Here is a 15,874-nt window from a genome sequence, read left to right as displayed (position 1 = left end):
CTTCCGCCATCACCGTGGGGGATTTATGCTGCTTCATATTCTTTATCTGATTGGGATTACGGCGGAAGCCATGACCGGCGCGCTGGCTGCCGGACGCCGCCGTATGGATACGTTTGGCGTCATTATTATTGCCACCGCGACGGCTCTCGGAGGCGGTTCAGTGCGCGATATTTTGCTTGGCCACTACCCGCTGGGCTGGGTGCAGCACCCTGAATACGTGATTATTGTCGCCGTCGCCGCGGTCCTGACCACGATTGCCGCGCCGGTGATGCCGCATCTGCGCCGTCTGTTTCTGGTGCTTGATGCGCTCGGCCTGATCGTGTTTTCTATCATTGGCGCCCAGATCGCGCTGGATATGGGCCAGGGCCCGGTCATCGCCTCCATTGCCGCCGTGATCACCGGCGTCTTTGGCGGCGTGCTGCGCGATATGTTCTGCAAGCGCATCCCGCTGGTGTTCCAGAAAGAGCTGTACGCTGGGGTATCATTCGCCGCCGCGGTGCTTTATATCGCGCTCCAGCATTACGTCAGCAATCACGATGTGGTGGTTATCTCCACCCTGCTGTTCGGCTTTACCGCCCGCATGCTGGCGCTGCGCTGGAAGCTGGGCCTGCCGGTGTTTAATTACAACCATAGCGCACATTAGTGCTTTCAGAATCCCGGAACGTGTTGCCCGCTTAGCCACTTCGCTAGCGCGGCGACATCCGGATGATGCAAGAACGTCACCAGCTGCCGCGCCCGTTCTTCCCCGATGCCCGGCAGGCGTCGCCACTGCTCTTCGTTGCGATCCTGCATCTGTCGCCAGTCATCCTCCTTCAGCCCGGCAAATGCCGTCTTCGGTATGGGCACGCCGATTGCCTGTATCCAGCGCAGGAAAGGCCGTTCGCGCGCAAGATTGAACTGATGCCACAGCCGCTGCCCACGCTGCGCAGAGATGCCCGGGATGGATTGCAGCCGCTCCGGCGTAAACGCCAGCCATGAGAAGAGATGCTCCATGCCGCGCGCATCATGCAGGGACCGCCACAGCGTTTCCCCCGCGCCGTCAATATCGAGAACCGATCGGGATGAGAGCCAGACCAGCCGCGAGAGAAACTGCTCCGCGCACTCTGGGGTGGCGAAATAGCAGGTTAAGGCATTGAAACGCGCCGCCGGTGGCTGGGGTTTATTACGCTGAGCCGTGCGCCAGACGACCGAATCGATGCGCGGTATCCCCTGCCCGGCAAGGCTGATTTGCAGCTGATCGCCAATACCGATGTCCAGATTGTGCCAGCGGGATACCGAGCCGATGTTCACCCGCTGCACGCGCTTATCGTCCAGCAGCTGCGGCTCCAGGAGCGCCACCACGGCTATTTTACCGCTACGACCGGTGCTGAAGCTGATACCGCGAACCTCCATAACCCGCGAGGCAGGCGGATATTTCCAGGCGATAACCCAATCGCCCTGACCCGGCGCCCAGAAACGCCCGGAGGACTCTTTCGCCCGCCGCACCACAACGCCATCGGTGGCAAAAGGCAGCGGTGAAGTTAACCAACGCTGGCGCCACCGTTCAACCTGCTGCGCATCCGCGACAGGATGCGAAAAAAGCGCGCTGTAAAGAAAGCCGCCCTGCCGCAGCAGCGCCAGCCGCTGTTCCATATCCTCTGGACCATCTGGCCACGCCCAGATAAAGATGCCCAGCCTATCAAGCTCCGCTTGCGCCTCCTGTCGCATCATCATGCCAGCTACTTTTGCCCGCGCGTTCATGCCGCCCATTCGCTTTTGCACATGCCCCTCGCGGAGCAGGAACAGCTCGCCTTGCAGCACGCTATTCGCGAGTAAGCCATCAGAAGTTTTAGGAACGGAGGGGATCTGCAAGACCCTGGCCGTCCAGTCTTCTCCGGTCAAGCCGTTACCCCGGCTTATCGCCTGCGTCAAACGCCCTTGCCGATATACGAGCGTGACCGCGACGCCATCGACTTTCGGCTGTACCCACAGGCTGGACTGGCCGCGCATCCAGCGCGCCACGTCGGCTTGATTCGCCAGTTTACGCACGCCGGTGTGCGCTACCGGATGTCTGATATCTCCCCTTAGCGACGGAAGCGCAAAGCGAGCGGGGGTCTCGCTGGCGAAGCAGCGCTGCCAGTATGCCAGCCGCGCCGCAAGCTGGTCATAGACTTCATCGCTTACCGTACTGCTCCCCTGCTGCCAGTAGGCGTTATTCCATTCAGTTATCCGCTGACCAAGACGTTCGATTTCCTGTTCAGCCCTGGCCTGCGGCCACGCGGGGCAGGCTGCCTGCCCGTATCCCACCAGCATCCACAGCACCAGCGCCCAGACTCCTTTTTGCATCGCGATGCCCTCCTGTTTTCTCACCGGGGATTGTGCCGCAGGCTTATTTTCATCGGCGAGAGGGGATTTTTAACGCTGCGAGCATGCTTCCGGCTTTTCTGCGTTGTTTCTGCAACGCACGGAGAAATCAGGAAAACAGCAAGCAAAATGAAAGAAAGAACGCAAAAAGTGTGACAGGGACTGCGTCACGCTGCGCCGCCGTGTATAATAGGCTCGTATGTAAGCTCTATTTCGACCATCACATACAAAAGACACTCATGGCTCAAGGCACGCTTTATATTGTTTCCGCCCCTAGCGGCGCGGGTAAATCCAGCCTGATTCAGGCTTTATTAAAAACCCAACCGTTGTACGACTCTCAGGTTTCTGTTTCGCATACCACACGCGCTCCGCGCCCGGGTGAAGTGCACGGTGAACACTATTTCTTTGTGAATCACGACGAATTCAGAACGATGATTGGCAGAGACGCTTTTCTTGAACATGCAGAAGTCTTTGGCAACTATTACGGCACCTCGCGCGAAGCTATCGAGCAGGTACTGGCGACCGGCGTCGACGTCTTCCTTGATATCGACTGGCAGGGCGCGCAGCAAATCCGCAACAGAATGCCCGGCGCGCGCAGTATTTTTATTCTGCCGCCGTCAAAAGATGAGCTTGATCGTCGCCTGCGCGGCCGCGGTCAGGATAGCGAAGAGGTTATCGCGAAACGTATGGCGCAGGCAGTTGCAGAAATGAGCCATTACGCGGAATATGATTACCTGATTGTGAATGATGATTTTGATACCGCGCTGAGCGATCTGAAAATTATTATTCGCGCCGAACGTCTGCGCATGAGCCGCCAAAAGCAGCGACATGGCGCTTTAATCACCAAACTGTTGGCAGACTGAACCCACATTCAGTATTATGCCCAGTCATTTCTTCACCTGTGGAGCATTTTAAGTATGGCACGCGTAACTGTTCAGGACGCTGTAGAGAAAATTGGTAACCGTTTTGACCTGGTGCTGGTCGCCGCGCGTCGCGCTCGTCAGATGCAGGTAGGCGGAAAGGATCCGCTGGTACCGGAAGAAAACGATAAAACTACCGTTATCGCACTGCGCGAAATCGAAGAGGGTTTGATCAACAATAAGATCCTCGACGTTCGTGAGCGCCAGGAACAGCAAGAGCAGGAAGCCGCTGAATTACAAGCCGTTACCGCTATTGCTGAAGGTCGTCGTTAATCACACTGCGGGTCGCCCTTGTATCTGTTTGAAAGCCTGAATCAGCTGATTCAAAACTACCTGCCCGAAGAGCAAATTAAACGTCTTCGGCAGGCTTATCTCGTTGCACGTGACGCTCACGAGGGCCAGACACGTTCAAGCGGTGAACCCTATATCACGCACCCGGTAGCGGTAGCCTGTATCCTGGCCGAGATGAAACTCGACCACGAAACGCTGATGGCCGCTCTGCTGCACGACGTGATAGAAGATACCCCCGCCACCTACCAGGACATGGAACAGCTTTTTGGTAAAAGCGTTGCTGAACTGGTAGAGGGGGTATCAAAACTTGATAAGCTTAAGTTTCGCGACAAAAAAGAGGCCCAGGCCGAAAACTTTCGCAAAATGATTATGGCGATGGTGCAGGATATCCGCGTCATCCTTATCAAGCTTGCTGACCGCACCCATAACATGCGTACGCTGGGCTCATTGCGCCCGGATAAGCGTCGCCGCATCGCCCGCGAAACGCTGGAAATCTACAGCCCTCTGGCGCACCGTTTAGGTATTCATCACATCAAAACCGAGCTCGAAGAGCTGGGCTTTGAGGCGCTGTATCCTAACCGCTACCGCGTCATTAAAGAGGTGGTCAAAGCGGCGCGCGGTAACCGTAAAGAGATGATTCAAAAGATCCTCTCCGAAATCGAAGGGCGCCTGCAGGAAGCGGGAATTCCCTGTCGCGTAAGCGGCCGTGAAAAGCATTTGTACTCCATCTACTGCAAGATGGTGCTCAAAGAGCAGCGTTTTCACTCGATTATGGATATCTACGCCTTCCGCGTGATTGTCCATGATTCTGACACCTGCTATCGCGTGCTAGGCCAGATGCACAGCCTTTACAAGCCGCGTCCGGGTCGCGTCAAAGACTACATTGCCATTCCAAAGGCGAACGGCTATCAATCTTTGCACACCTCGATGATCGGCCCGCACGGCGTCCCGGTTGAGGTACAAATTCGTACCGAAGACATGGACCAGATGGCGGAAATGGGGGTTGCGGCGCACTGGGCTTATAAAGAGCACGGCGGCGAGAGCAGCACCACGGCGCAAATCCGCGCCCAGCGCTGGATGCAGAGCCTGCTGGAGCTTCAGCAGAGCGCCGGTAGTTCATTTGAATTCATTGAGAGCGTGAAATCCGATCTGTTCCCGGATGAGATTTACGTTTTCACCCCGGAAGGGCGCATTGTCGAACTGCCCGCTGGCGCGACGCCGGTGGACTTCGCCTACGCGGTGCATACCGATATCGGCCATGCCTGCGTCGGCGCGCGCGTCGACCGCCAGCCCTATCCGCTATCGCAGTCGCTCTCCAGCGGCCAAACGGTGGAAATCATCACCGCGCCGGGCGCACGCCCGAACGCCGCGTGGCTGAACTTTGTCGTCAGCTCGAAAGCGCGCGCCAAAATTCGCCAGCTGCTGAAAAACCTCAAGCGCGACGATTCCGTTAGCCTCGGACGCCGCCTGCTCAACCACGCCCTCGGCGGTAGCCGTAAGCTGGCGGAGATTCCGCCAGAGAATATTCAGCGTGAAATTGAGCGCATGAAGCTGACCACGCTTGACGATCTGCTGGCCGAAATCGGCCTCGGCAACGCCATGAGCGTCGTGGTGGCCAAAAACCTACAGCAGGGTGAAACTACCGCCGTGCCTGTACAGCCGGCGCCTGTCGGCCATAACCATCTGCCGATTAAAGGCGCGGATGGCGTGCTGATCACCTTTGCCAAATGCTGCCGTCCGATCCCCGGCGACCCGATTATTGCGCACGTTAGTCCGGGCAAAGGCCTGGTCATCCACCATGAGTCCTGTCGTAACATTCGCGGCTATCAGAAAGAGCCGGAGAAATTTATGGCGGTCGAGTGGGACAAAGAGACGGCGCAGGAATTTATCACCGAAATCAAGGTGGACATGTTCAACCATCAGGGTGCCCTGGCGAATCTTACCGCCGCGATCAACACCGCCTCTTCCAATATCCAAAGCCTGAATACGGAAGAGAAAGATGGCCGCGTTTACAGCGCCTTTATTCGCCTCACCGCGCGCGACCGCGTGCATCTGGCGAATATTATGCGCAAAATTCGCGTCATGCCGGATGTGATAAAAGTCACCCGTAACCGAAACTAGCTCTGACACAAAATCATTCGAATTGCATCAAGGCGGCAAGCGAATGACAAATCTGCCGGGAGCGGATTTGAACGCTGCTTACAGCAGCCCCGCAAGGGGCGAGGCCCAGGGATGGGCCGAGTAATCCGCGGCGATTAAAGAGTCATTCGAAGGATGAAGTGTAATGAATTTACAGCGTTATGCGCGTATCTGCGAGATGCTCGCCAGGCGTCAGCCTGACCTGACGGTCTGCATGGAGCAGGTCCACAAACCTCATAACGTCTCTGCGGTCATTCGTACGGCTGACGCCGTTGGCGTGCATGAAGTGCACGCCATCTGGCCGGGCAGCCGTATGCGTACCATGGCCTCTGCGGCGGCCGGCAGCAATAGCTGGGTGCAGGTTAAAACCCACCGTACTATTGGCGAGGCCGTCACGCATTTAAAAGGCCAGGGAATGCAGATCCTGGCGACCCATCTCTCTGATAAAGCCGTTGATTTCCGTGAAATCGACTATACCCGCCCTACCTGTATCCTGATGGGGCAGGAGAAAACCGGCATTACGCAGGAAGCGTTAGACCTGGCGGACCAGGACATCATCATTCCAATGATTGGCATGGTGCAGTCGCTGAACGTTTCCGTCGCCTCAGCGCTTATCCTCTATGAAGCCCAGCGCCAGCGGCAGAACGCCGGCATGTACCAGCGCGAGAACAGCATGCTGCCGGAAGAAGACCAGCAGCGCCTGCTGTTTGAGGGCGGCTATCCGGTGCTGGCGAGGGTCGCAAAACGCAAAGGTCTCCCCTACCCCCACATCAACGAGCAGGGTGAAGTCGAAGCCGATGCCGCGTGGTGGGCCACCATGCAGGCGGCGAAGTAATCATGCAGGGCCGTCTGCTGGATGCGGTGCCGCTCAACTCCCTGACGGGCGTTGGCGCGGCCCAGAGTAGTAAACTGGCAAAGATTGGCCTGCATACGGTACAGGATCTGCTCCTGCACCTGCCGCTACGCTACGAAGACCGCACCCATCTGTATCAAATCGGCGAACTGCTGCCCGGCGTTTACGCCACCGTTGAAGGCGAAGTTCTCAACTGCAATATCACTTTCGGCGGCCGCCGGATGATGACCTGCCAGATAAGCGACGGTTCCGGCATCCTCACCATGCGCTTTTTTAACTTCAGCGCGGCGATGAAAAACAGCCTGGCAACCGGGCGCCGCGTACTGGCCTACGGCGAAGCGAAGCGCGGTAAGCACGGAGCGGAGATGATCCACCCGGAATATCGGGTTCAGGGCGACATGAGTACGCCTGATTTACAGGAAACGCTGACCCCGGTTTATCCCACCACCGAAGGCATCAAGCAGGCTACGCTGCGCAAGCTCACTGACCAGGCGCTTGAGCTGCTTGAAACCTGCGCTATCGCCGAGCTGCTGCCGCCGGAGTTGGCCCAGGGGATGATGAGCCTGCCGGACGCCTTACGCACCCTGCATCGCCCGCCGCCCACGTTACAGCTTGGCGAGCTGGAAAGCGGTAAACATCCAGCCCAGCGGCGCTTAATTCTGGAAGAGCTGCTGGCGCATAACCTCAGCATGCTGGCGCTGCGGGCAGGCGCCCAGCGCTATCACGCCCTCGCGCTTAGCGCTAACGACACGTTAAAAGACAAGCTGCTGGCCTCCCTCCCCTTTACGCCGACCGGCGCGCAAGCGCGCGTGACGGCTGAAATCGAGCGCGATATGGCGCTGGACGTGCCGATGATGCGTCTGGTGCAGGGTGACGTGGGTTCCGGTAAAACCCTGGTTGCCGCGCTTGCCGCCCTGCGCGCCATCGCCCACGGCAAACAGGTGGCGCTGATGGCACCGACCGAGCTGCTGGCTGAACAGCACGCCAATAATTTCCGCAACTGGTTCGAACCGCTGGGCGTTGAGGTTGGCTGGCTGGCGGGCAAACAAAAAGGCAAAGCGCGCCTGGCGCAGCAGGAGGCTATCGCCAGCGGACAGGTGCAGATGATTGTCGGGACCCACGCCATCTTTCAGGAGCAGGTCCAGTTTAACGGCCTCGCGTTGGTGATTATCGACGAACAGCACCGTTTTGGCGTCCATCAGCGGCTGGCGCTGTGGGAAAAAGGCCAACAGCAGGGTTTTCACCCGCACCAGCTGATTATGACCGCCACGCCGATTCCACGAACCCTGGCGATGACCGCTTATGCCGATCTCGACACCTCGGTCATCGATGAACTGCCGCCGGGCCGTACGCCGGTCACTACGGTGGCTATTCCGGATACCCGCCGCAGCGATATTATTGACCGCGTGCGCAACGCCTGCACCCACGAAGGTCGTCAGGCCTACTGGGTCTGTACGCTGATTGAAGAGTCGGATCTGCTGGAAGCCCAGGCGGCGGAAGCCACCTGGGAAGAGCTGAAGCTCGCGCTGCCGGAGCTGAATATCGGCCTGGTGCACGGGCGCATGAAGTCCGCCGAGAAGCAGGCGGTGATGAGCGCATTCAAGCAGGGCGAGCTGCATCTGCTGGTCGCCACCACGGTGATTGAAGTCGGTGTGGACGTGCCCAACTCCAGTCTGATGATCATCGAAAACCCGGAGCGTCTGGGCCTGGCTCAACTGCACCAGCTCAGAGGCCGCGTCGGGCGCGGCGCGGTAGCTTCCCACTGCGTGCTACTCTACAAATCGCCGCTTTCAAAAACCGCCCAGAAGCGCCTGCAGGTTCTGCGCGATAGCAACGACGGTTTCGTCATCGCCCAAAAAGACCTGGAAATTCGCGGTCCCGGCGAGCTGCTTGGCACCCGTCAGACCGGCAATGCTGAATTTAAAGTTGCGGACTTATTGCGCGATCAGGCCATGATCCCGGAAGTTCAGCGCATCGCCCGCCATATTCACGAACGCTATCCCCAGCAGGCCCAGGCCCTGATTGAGCGCTGGATGCCGGAAACCGAACGCTATTCCAACGCGTAGCGCGAACGTCATCTCGCCACGCTGCGCATAATTTTTATTCAGATGAGTGGATTATGAAACGAGAACTGGCCATCGAATTTTCGCGCGTCACCGAAGCCGCCGCACTGGCAGGCTACAAGTGGTTAGGCCGTGGTGATAAAAACACCGCCGACGGCGCCGCCGTCAACGCCATGCGTATTATGCTCAACCTGATCAACATCGACGGCACCATCGTGATTGGCGAAGGCGAAATCGACGAAGCGCCGATGCTGTACATCGGCGAGCGCGTCGGTACCGGCCACGGCGATGCGGTAGATATCGCTGTCGATCCCATCGAAGGCACCCGCATGACGGCGATGGGCCAGGCGAACGCGCTGGCGGTCATGGCGGTAGGCGATAAGGGCTGCTTCCTGAACGCGCCGGATATGTACATGGAAAAGCTGATCGTCGGCCCAGGGGCGAAAGGCACCATCGATATGAACCTGCCGCTGGCGGAGAACCTGCATAATATCGCCCGCGCGCTGAATAAGCCGCTGAGCGAATTAACGGTCACCATCTTAGCCAAGCCGCGCCATGATAAGGTCATTGTTGAGCTGCAAAAGCTGGGCGTGCGCGTGTTTGCTATCCCCGACGGCGACGTTGCCGCCTCTATTCTGACCTGTATGCCGGACAGCGAAGTTGACGTTATGTACGGTATCGGCGGCGCGCCGGAGGGCGTCGTTTCCGCAGCGGTGATCCGCGCGCTGGACGGCGATATGAACGGCCGTCTGCTGGCGCGTCACCACGTGAAGGGCGACAGCGAAGAGAACCGCCGCATCGGCGAAAACGAGCTGGAACGCTGCAAAGCAATGGGCATTGAAGCAGGCAAAGTGCTGCGCCTGGACGATATGGCGCGCAGCGACAACGTCGTTTTCTCAGCGACCGGCATCACCAAAGGCGATCTGCTGGACGGTATCACCCGTAAAGGCAATATGGCCACCACCGAAACTCTGCTGATCCGCGGCAAATCCCGCACAATTCGCCGTATTCAGTCGATTCATTATCTCGATCGCAAAGATCCGGATATCCAGCTGCACATCCTGTAAAACATTTGATCAATAGAGCTTTCCAGCCTTTTCGGGCTGGAAATCTGCTCTCGTCGCGGTGAAGATACGCTAACAGGATTGAGAGGAGAGACGCTATGGCCAACTGGGTTACAGGTAAAGTGGTAAAAGTACAAAACTGGACTGATGCACTGTTTAGCCTCACCGTTCACGCACCGGTTGCGCCGTTTACCGCAGGTCAGTTTGCCAAGCTAGGCCTGGACATTGACGGTGAACGCGTGCAGCGCGCCTATTCCTACGTCAACGCCCCCGGTAATCCCGATCTTGAGTTCTACCTGGTGACGGTTCCGGAGGGCAAGCTCAGCCCGCGGCTGGCGGCACTGAAGCCGGGCGACGAAGTGCAGATTGTCAGCGAAGCCGCTGGTTTCTTTGTCCTGGAAGAGGTACCGGATTGCGACACGCTATGGATGCTCGCCACCGGCACAGCCATTGGCCCGTACCTGTCGATTCTCGAAGAAGGGAAAGACCTGGATCGTTTTAAAAACCTGGTACTGGTGCACGCCGCGCGTTATGCCGCCGATCTCAGCTATCTGCCGCAGATGCAGGCGCTGGAAGCGCGCTATGCGGGCAAGCTGCGCATCCAGTCAGTCGTCAGTCGGGAAACCGCGCCGGGCATGCTCACGGGGCGCATCCCGTTCCTGATTGAGACCGGCGCGCTGGAAGAGGCCGTCGGCCTGCCGATGAACGCCGAGAGCAGCCACGTTATGCTGTGCGGTAACCCGCAGATGGTGCGCGACACCCAGCAGCTACTGAAAGAGACCCGGCAGATGAGCAAGCACCTGCGTCGCCGACCGGGTCATATGACAGCCGAACACTATTGGTAATCAGGATTCCGCTTTCCAGCGTACGTCCAGCGTCTCTTTACCAAACTTATTCGCGCCCTGGGTGCCGACAAACGCGCCCAGGTCGATCAGCATCATGACGATAATCAGCGTCGGTATAAACCGCCCGACGCCCCACTGCCAGACCCCAGGCAGCATTGACCAGTTGCCCGCCAGCAGCATCCACGCCAGAATCATTAGCAGCGCCCAGAGACCGGATTTACCCCGATCGTGCAGGCGTTTAATGGTCACCGCCGCCGTCGGCCACAGCAAGCACACCAGAATAAAAGCCGCCGTCTGTAAATTAAGAAGATTACTGCCAGCCAGCGTGAACAGCGCGCTCATGGTCATTATCCAGATAGCGATCCAGATCCAGAAGTCGCGACGTCCAATCCGCCCTTTAATTGAGAATAGCCACTGCTGTAGGGTCATATTTTATTCCTTATCATCATCACCGACGTAGTTTACCCTGAAGGCGTGACTTTTTGACAAGCGTGACGGTTCTCGTTTTAATCGTCAGCAGATAAAAAAAGGGAAGATGGGCATGAAGAAGTGGGCAACCTTATGTTTGATTGGGCTGGCGGCGTTATCCGTTGGCCAAAAGGCGTTGTCCGCCGAGTCAGACGCCGGTGCTACGGCACCCTATCTTCTCTCCGGCGCGCCGGTCTTTGATATTTCCATCAGCGAGTTTCGGGAAAAATTCAATCGCGATAACCCGAAGCTAACGCTCAATGAATTTCGCGCCGTCGCCGCCAGCAAAGACCAGGCGAACCTGACCCGCGCCGCCACCAAGATCAATGAGAACCTCTACGCGTCGACCGCGCTTGAACGTGGAACCCTCAAAATTAAATCGATGCAAATAACCTGGCTACCGATTCAGGGGCCGCAGCAGAAAGCGGCGAAAGCCAGGGCTCAGGAGTATATGAGCGCCGTGATGCGCGCTTTTGTGCCCACCCTGAGCCAGACGCAAAGCCAGCAAAAATTGCAAAAATTGCTGACCGCCGGAAAAGGTAAACGTTACTTCAGCGAAACCGAAGGCGCGGTACGCTATGTGGTGGCGGACAACGGCGAAAAGGGGCTGACCTTCGCTGTTGAACCGATTAAGCTGGCGCTATCTGAAACGCTGGAAAACAACAATAAATGACAAAAAGCAAAGCCTTTCCAGTGATGAATCTCTATACTGTTTCACAGACCATGCTGCCCTCGGGGGCGGCTATATTCCTTAATTCGCTTTGAAGCGTGGAGAATAAAAATGCGACATCCTTTAGTGATGGGTAACTGGAAACTGAACGGCAGCCGCCACATGGTAAACGAACTGGTCGCGAACCTGCGTACCGAACTGGCTGGCGTGACCGGCTGTGCAGTTGCAATTGCTCCGCCTGAAATGTACATCGACCTGGCGAAACAAGCCGCTGCCGGCAGCCACATTCACCTGGGCGCGCAGAACGTTGACCTGAACCTGTCCGGCGCATTCACCGGCGAAACCTCTGCTGAAATGCTGAAAGACATCGGCGCTCAGTACATCATCATCGGCCACTCCGAGCGTCGTACCTACCATAAAGAGTCCGACGAGCTCATCGCTAAAAAATTCGCGGTACTGAAAGAGCAGGGTCTGATCCCGGTTCTGTGCATCGGTGAAACCGAAGCGGAAAACGAAGCGGGCAAAACGGAAGAAGTGTGCGCCCGTCAAATCGACGCCGTTCTGAAAACTCAGGGCGCGGCGGCCTTCGAAGGCGTGGTTATCGCTTACGAACCCGTATGGGCGATCGGTACCGGCAAATCCGCTACCCCGGCTCAGGCTCAGGCAGTACACAAATTTATTCGCGACCACATCGCGAAAGCCGATGCGAAAGTGGCTGAACAAGTGATCATCCAGTACGGCGGTTCCGTTAACGCGGGCAACGCAGCAGAGCTGTTTACCCAGCCGGACATCGACGGCGCGCTGGTTGGCGGCGCATCCCTGAAAGCTGACGCTTTCGCGGTGATCGTTAAAGCAGCAGAAGCCGCGAAAAAAGCGTAATTCGCTTTAAAGGCTATCCCGGTCGCGCTTCGCAACCGGGGCTACTGACCAGAAATCTGCAATATTTGTAGCCCGGCTCAGCGCAGCGCAAGCCGGGTTTTTTACACCGCTACAGTTTCCCCAGCGCCTGATACCACAGATAGTCCAGCGGCAGCAGAATCAAATAGCTCACCGCCGCTAGCGCGATACACAGCAGCATTCCCGCCCGCGCAGGCACTTTCCCTAGCCCCATCGCCACGACAATCGGTGACGCCTGATACGGCAGCAGCGGCGTGGAGTACCCCAGCACCTGAATCATAATCACGCTCAGCAGCGGGAAGCCGGTGGCATCGGAGAAGCTCTGCGCGAAGGTGGTATACAGCGCCGGTACGCCGTTAGCGGTCATGATAAAGTTCAGCGCGCTGGTAATGCCGGTCAATGCGAGAAAGCTGGTGAACGGACTCTCTTTATCCAGCGGCATAATCTGCAGCAGGGCATTCCCCACCACGCCGCCGATACCGGTTTGCGTCACGGTGATCGCCAGTCCCAAAATTCCGGCGACGTAAATACAGGTGCGGATATTCACGCCGCTGGAAAACTCCTCGCCGCTGATAAAACCGACCCGCGGCAGCAGCGTTATCACCGCCGCCGCCAGCCCTGTCCAGGCCGGCCCCACGCCGTGCCAGCTCTCCGTCACCCAGAGCGTCAGCACCACCACCAGCAGCCACGCCAGGCGCTTCTCATCGCGGCTCATCGGCGGCAGCGGCGTCATGTCGCGCGGCGGGTGCGGTTTTCCGGGAAACAGCCAGCATATCAAGGCGATCAGCACAGCCCCTTTGAGCCAGCCGAGTACCGGCGTATGCAGCAGTAAATAGGGCAGGTAATTCAGGTGGATGCCGAATGACCCCTCCGCCGCGCCGCTCATCACCAGATTCGGGACGTTAGCGGGCAGGATGGTGGCAGACAGCTGGAAGGTCCCGAACCCCACCGCCAGCGCCAGGCCAAACCACGGGCGCGTCCCCTCTTCGATACCGGCACGCCTGGCCATTGCCGCCACAATCGGCATCAGCAGCGCGATACGTCCCATATTGGACGGCATCACAAACGCCAGCGCATAGCTGAGCAGCACCACGCTGCCGACCATCAGCGGCCAGGAGTCGGTTAGCCGCGACGAGAGCGACCGGGCCCCCCTGTCCGCCAGCCCGGTTTTGCGTATAGCGATCCCCAGCACAAAGCCGCTGAACACCAGCCAGAACGCCGATGAGGCAAAGCCGCCGAAAATCACCTCCGGCGGCGCGATTTTGGCGATCATCGCCGCGGCAAAAAACAGCAGCGCGGTCATAAACTCCGGCAGTAGCGAGGTCGCCCAGAGGAGAATAGTGATGCCGACGATGATAGAGGGAAGGAACAGAGGGTGGGAAAACCAGAGCGACATACCTGTCTCCTGTCGTTTTTTTCAGCAAGAATACGACGGACAATAAGACAGGTAAACGCCAGATATGGTGGGGTTATTACGGGATGGATACAGGCAGTTTAGTGATAATGGATCTCACCAAAGTATTCAGACAGCACGTAATAACGGCAATATTCAAAAGGACTATCGTGTCCGGCCTGAAACGTCTGTCTGGCGACGGATAGCAGCGGTTTATTCTCAGCAATCTGCAGTTTTTCACATAACTCGGGGGAAGGTAAAATCGCCTCAACTTTTTCAATCGCCGAGTCGCTTGTAACGTTTAATAACGAATAAAGCGACGTATGTTCCAGCGACCACGGGGTCAATTCCAGGCCGGGAAAGAAGCTAAGATCGAGATATATTTTTTCATGGTTGAACGGGCGGTTATTCAGGCAACGAATACGCGAGATATAAAGATAATGATGATGGGCAGGAAGGCTCAAGCCATCTGCCTGAGCATCGCGCGCGCGGCGCGGAGCGATTTCCAGAATACGGTTCTCAATCTCGACGCTGGCATCCTGAAGATCGCTGGTAATTCCGCGAAACGTATGGCCATAGCTCACGCCTTCCGGCACGGAACATACTACCGAGCCGCTTCCGCGCTGGGACGAAATAATGCCGGCATTGATTAATTCGCTCCAGGCCTGCTTCACCACAATCAACGAGACGTTGTAGGCTCTGGCGACCTCTTTTTGCGTCGGCAGCTGGCTGCCTAAAGGCAAAGACCCGTTTTGGATCTGCTGACAGATGATAAAAAATAGTTGCTTATAAAGCGGAGTAAAGCTCGTTTTATCAACCTGCAAACTGCGCACCTCACGTCTTCGCCAGCAGGGGACGTTTCACCGTCCCCGGCAGGGTGAATTCGCTACCCTGCGATTTGCCTGGCCAGTTCTGCCAAATCGAAATGATTCATACGATCCACGGTCGTTAAATAATCGGCGGGGAAAGCATCCGCACCATGAAATGCGCCGGAGATCGCCCCAACCATGGTGGCGACAGTATCAGTATCATTGCCGATATTAACGCCGGAGATAATAGCATCTACGGCAGAATTCGGACAACACGCGAACAGACCGAAGGCCGCAGGCACTGCTTCACTTACGTGCAGCCCGGAACCAATAATATCGGCGATTTCCACTACCGCGGTTTCCCAATGGCGATGACGTTTACCGATCTCCACCGCCAGCTCAATGCGCCGGGCAACGGAAGGGCCTGCAACCATCATCGCTCCTTGCTCCTGCGCCAGCAGATAGCCCTTTTGAGCGCCGTAAACACCGGCGGCAATAATGCTGTCTGCATTGGTCTGCGATCTTAACGCCTCGCTGGTTGCCGCGGCCATCGCCGCCGCGCCGGACATCGCCAGCACATTGTTGTGCGTAAAGCGGCAAATCTGCAGCGCACATTCAATTGCCGCGTCGATATTGCCGGGGTGCAGCACCGCCGCTGGCCAAATCTTCATCGCCGCGCCGTTCGTGGCTTCCGCGTTTCCTTTATTAATAATCTGTACCGACTGTTTTTCACCTTCCAGCTCGCCCTGCAAAGAGGCGCGGTTGTCATTGAAGATCGCTTTCATCGCCGCGCGCGTCGTCGGACCGGTAAAGTTGGCGTAGTAAGGATAATCCAGCCACTGCTGGAACGCCTCGCGCATCGCTTCGTCGCTGACCTGGCGCTGATGGCACAGCAGCGCGTCCATAATGTACTTAGCCTGAATAAAATCATCGGTGCACATGCCCGCTTCATTGCAGCGGCCAAACGTATCCGCCGGCGGTTTTTGAAAGGTTGTCACCCAGCCGCCAAAATAGTCCTTAATTTGCTGCTGAGTCCGAACTTCCGTTGCCGCTCCCATCGCGTCCGCGGCGGCGGCGCCAACCAGGCATCCCAGTATTTTGTTTTGATCAACGTGCATG

Annotated in this window: 15 protein-coding genes; 10 read left to right on the top strand and 5 right to left on the bottom strand. The window is 57.5% G+C overall.

What is annotated here, in order from left to right:
* Window positions 1-25: 25 nt before the first annotated feature.
* Window positions 26-643 carry a trimeric intracellular cation channel family protein gene (locus K7H21_RS00580; RefSeq protein ID WP_004126674.1) on the top strand — a complete coding sequence of 206 codons (618 nt, stop codon included), beginning with the start codon at window positions 26-28 and terminating at the stop codon, window positions 641-643.
* Window positions 644-648: 5 nt separating this feature from the next.
* Here K7H21_RS00580 and ligB read toward each other — a convergent pair whose 3' ends face one another.
* Window positions 649-2,325, bottom strand: coding sequence for an NAD-dependent DNA ligase LigB (gene ligB / locus K7H21_RS00575; protein ID WP_112166049.1), 1,677 nt, complete (start codon window positions 2,323-2,325; stop codon window positions 649-651).
* Window positions 2,326-2,582: 257 nt separating this feature from the next.
* Here ligB and gmk point away from each other — a divergent pair, with 257 nt between their 5' ends.
* The 7 genes from gmk (at window position 2,583) to fpr (ending at window position 10,518) form a co-directional block, all read left to right on the top strand.
* Window positions 2,583-3,206, top strand: coding sequence for a guanylate kinase (gene gmk, locus K7H21_RS00570; protein WP_004126677.1), 624 nt, complete (start codon window positions 2,583-2,585; stop codon window positions 3,204-3,206).
* Window positions 3,207-3,260: 54 nt separating this feature from the next.
* Window positions 3,261-3,536, top strand: a complete 276-nt coding sequence (gene rpoZ, locus K7H21_RS00565) for a DNA-directed RNA polymerase subunit omega (RefSeq protein WP_004106927.1) — start codon at window positions 3,261-3,263, stop codon at window positions 3,534-3,536.
* Window positions 3,537-3,554: 18 nt separating this feature from the next.
* Window positions 3,555-5,675 carry a bifunctional GTP diphosphokinase/guanosine-3',5'-bis pyrophosphate 3'-pyrophosphohydrolase gene (spoT, locus tag K7H21_RS00560; RefSeq protein ID WP_004126679.1) on the top strand — a complete coding sequence of 707 codons (2,121 nt, stop codon included), beginning with the start codon at window positions 3,555-3,557 and terminating at the stop codon, window positions 5,673-5,675.
* Between the two features lie 163 nt (window positions 5,676-5,838).
* Window positions 5,839-6,528, top strand: a complete 690-nt coding sequence (gene trmH, locus K7H21_RS00555) for a tRNA (guanosine(18)-2'-O)-methyltransferase TrmH (protein ID WP_004126682.1) — start codon at window positions 5,839-5,841, stop codon at window positions 6,526-6,528.
* Between the two features lie 2 nt (window positions 6,529-6,530).
* A complete protein-coding gene (recG, locus tag K7H21_RS00550) occupies window positions 6,531-8,612 on the top strand; it encodes an ATP-dependent DNA helicase RecG (RefSeq protein ID WP_112166051.1) in 2,082 nt (693 codons plus the stop codon).
* A 53-nt stretch (window positions 8,613-8,665) separates the two neighbouring features.
* Window positions 8,666-9,676, top strand: a complete 1,011-nt coding sequence (gene glpX / locus K7H21_RS00545; RefSeq protein WP_004126688.1) for a class II fructose-bisphosphatase — start codon at window positions 8,666-8,668, stop codon at window positions 9,674-9,676.
* A 95-nt stretch (window positions 9,677-9,771) separates the two neighbouring features.
* The gene (gene fpr, locus K7H21_RS00540; protein ID WP_004126692.1) at window positions 9,772-10,518 is read left to right on the top strand and encodes a ferredoxin--NADP(+) reductase; all 747 of its coding nucleotides are present in this window, start codon (window positions 9,772-9,774) and stop codon (window positions 10,516-10,518) included.
* On the opposite strand, the gene K7H21_RS00535 is transcribed toward fpr, so the two are convergent.
* Window positions 10,519-10,947: a DUF805 domain-containing protein gene (locus tag K7H21_RS00535; protein ID WP_004126694.1), complete on the bottom strand. Its 429-nt coding sequence runs from the start codon at window positions 10,945-10,947 to the stop codon at window positions 10,519-10,521.
* A 112-nt stretch (window positions 10,948-11,059) separates the two neighbouring features.
* Between K7H21_RS00535 and K7H21_RS00530 the strand changes: the two genes are divergently transcribed.
* Complete coding sequence (locus K7H21_RS00530) at window positions 11,060-11,659, top strand: DUF1454 family protein (RefSeq protein ID WP_004126697.1); 600 nt, start codon at window positions 11,060-11,062, stop codon at window positions 11,657-11,659.
* Between the two features lie 108 nt (window positions 11,660-11,767).
* Window positions 11,768-12,535: a triose-phosphate isomerase gene (gene tpiA, locus K7H21_RS00525; protein WP_004126701.1), complete on the top strand. Its 768-nt coding sequence runs from the start codon at window positions 11,768-11,770 to the stop codon at window positions 12,533-12,535.
* Window positions 12,536-12,644: 109 nt separating this feature from the next.
* Here tpiA and K7H21_RS00520 read toward each other — a convergent pair whose 3' ends face one another.
* The 3 genes from K7H21_RS00520 to K7H21_RS00510 all read right to left on the bottom strand — a co-directional run bounded on the left by K7H21_RS00520 (window position 12,645) and on the right by K7H21_RS00510 (window position 15,873).
* Window positions 12,645-13,949 (bottom strand): SLC13 family permease, encoded by a 1,305-nt coding sequence (locus tag K7H21_RS00520; RefSeq protein ID WP_223035508.1) that lies wholly within the window; start codon window positions 13,947-13,949, stop codon window positions 12,645-12,647.
* Between the two features lie 98 nt (window positions 13,950-14,047).
* Complete coding sequence (locus tag K7H21_RS00515; protein WP_223035507.1) at window positions 14,048-14,770, bottom strand: GntR family transcriptional regulator; 723 nt, start codon at window positions 14,768-14,770, stop codon at window positions 14,048-14,050.
* 62 nt (window positions 14,771-14,832) lie between these two features.
* Window positions 14,833-15,873, bottom strand: a complete 1,041-nt coding sequence (locus tag K7H21_RS00510) for an ADP-ribosylglycohydrolase family protein (RefSeq protein ID WP_004126707.1) — start codon at window positions 15,871-15,873, stop codon at window positions 14,833-14,835.
* Window position 15,874: the final 1 nt, after the last annotated feature.

This window comes from Klebsiella sp. CTHL.F3a (assembly GCF_019890895.1).
Classification (GTDB): Bacteria; Pseudomonadota; Gammaproteobacteria; order Enterobacterales; family Enterobacteriaceae; genus Klebsiella; species Klebsiella grimontii.
This window is presented reverse-complemented; position numbering and strand designations above follow the sequence as displayed.

Bases quoted from the DNA above. Each gene is read 5' to 3' on its own strand.
- K7H21_RS00580 (WP_004126674.1), top strand. From the start codon at position 26: ATGCTGCTTCATATTCTTTATCTGATTGGGATTACGGCGGAAGCCATG.
- ligB (WP_112166049.1), bottom strand. From the start codon at position 2,325: ATGCAAAAAGGAGTCTGGGCGCTGGTGCTGTGGATGCTGGTGGGATAC.
- gmk (WP_004126677.1), top strand. From the start codon at position 2,583: ATGGCTCAAGGCACGCTTTATATTGTTTCCGCCCCTAGCGGCGCGGGT.
- rpoZ (WP_004106927.1), top strand. From the start codon at position 3,261: ATGGCACGCGTAACTGTTCAGGACGCTGTAGAGAAAATTGGTAACCGT.
- trmH (WP_004126682.1), top strand. From the start codon at position 5,839: ATGAATTTACAGCGTTATGCGCGTATCTGCGAGATGCTCGCCAGGCGT.
- recG (WP_112166051.1), top strand. From the start codon at position 6,531: ATGCAGGGCCGTCTGCTGGATGCGGTGCCGCTCAACTCCCTGACGGGC.
- glpX (WP_004126688.1), top strand. From the start codon at position 8,666: ATGAAACGAGAACTGGCCATCGAATTTTCGCGCGTCACCGAAGCCGCC.
- fpr (WP_004126692.1), top strand. From the start codon at position 9,772: ATGGCCAACTGGGTTACAGGTAAAGTGGTAAAAGTACAAAACTGGACT.
- K7H21_RS00535 (WP_004126694.1), bottom strand. From the start codon at position 10,947: ATGACCCTACAGCAGTGGCTATTCTCAATTAAAGGGCGGATTGGACGT.
- K7H21_RS00530 (WP_004126697.1), top strand. From the start codon at position 11,060: ATGAAGAAGTGGGCAACCTTATGTTTGATTGGGCTGGCGGCGTTATCC.
- tpiA (WP_004126701.1), top strand. From the start codon at position 11,768: ATGCGACATCCTTTAGTGATGGGTAACTGGAAACTGAACGGCAGCCGC.
- K7H21_RS00520 (WP_223035508.1), bottom strand. From the start codon at position 13,949: ATGTCGCTCTGGTTTTCCCACCCTCTGTTCCTTCCCTCTATCATCGTC.
- K7H21_RS00510 (WP_004126707.1), bottom strand. From the start codon at position 15,873: ATGCACGTTGATCAAAACAAAATACTGGGATGCCTGGTTGGCGCCGCC.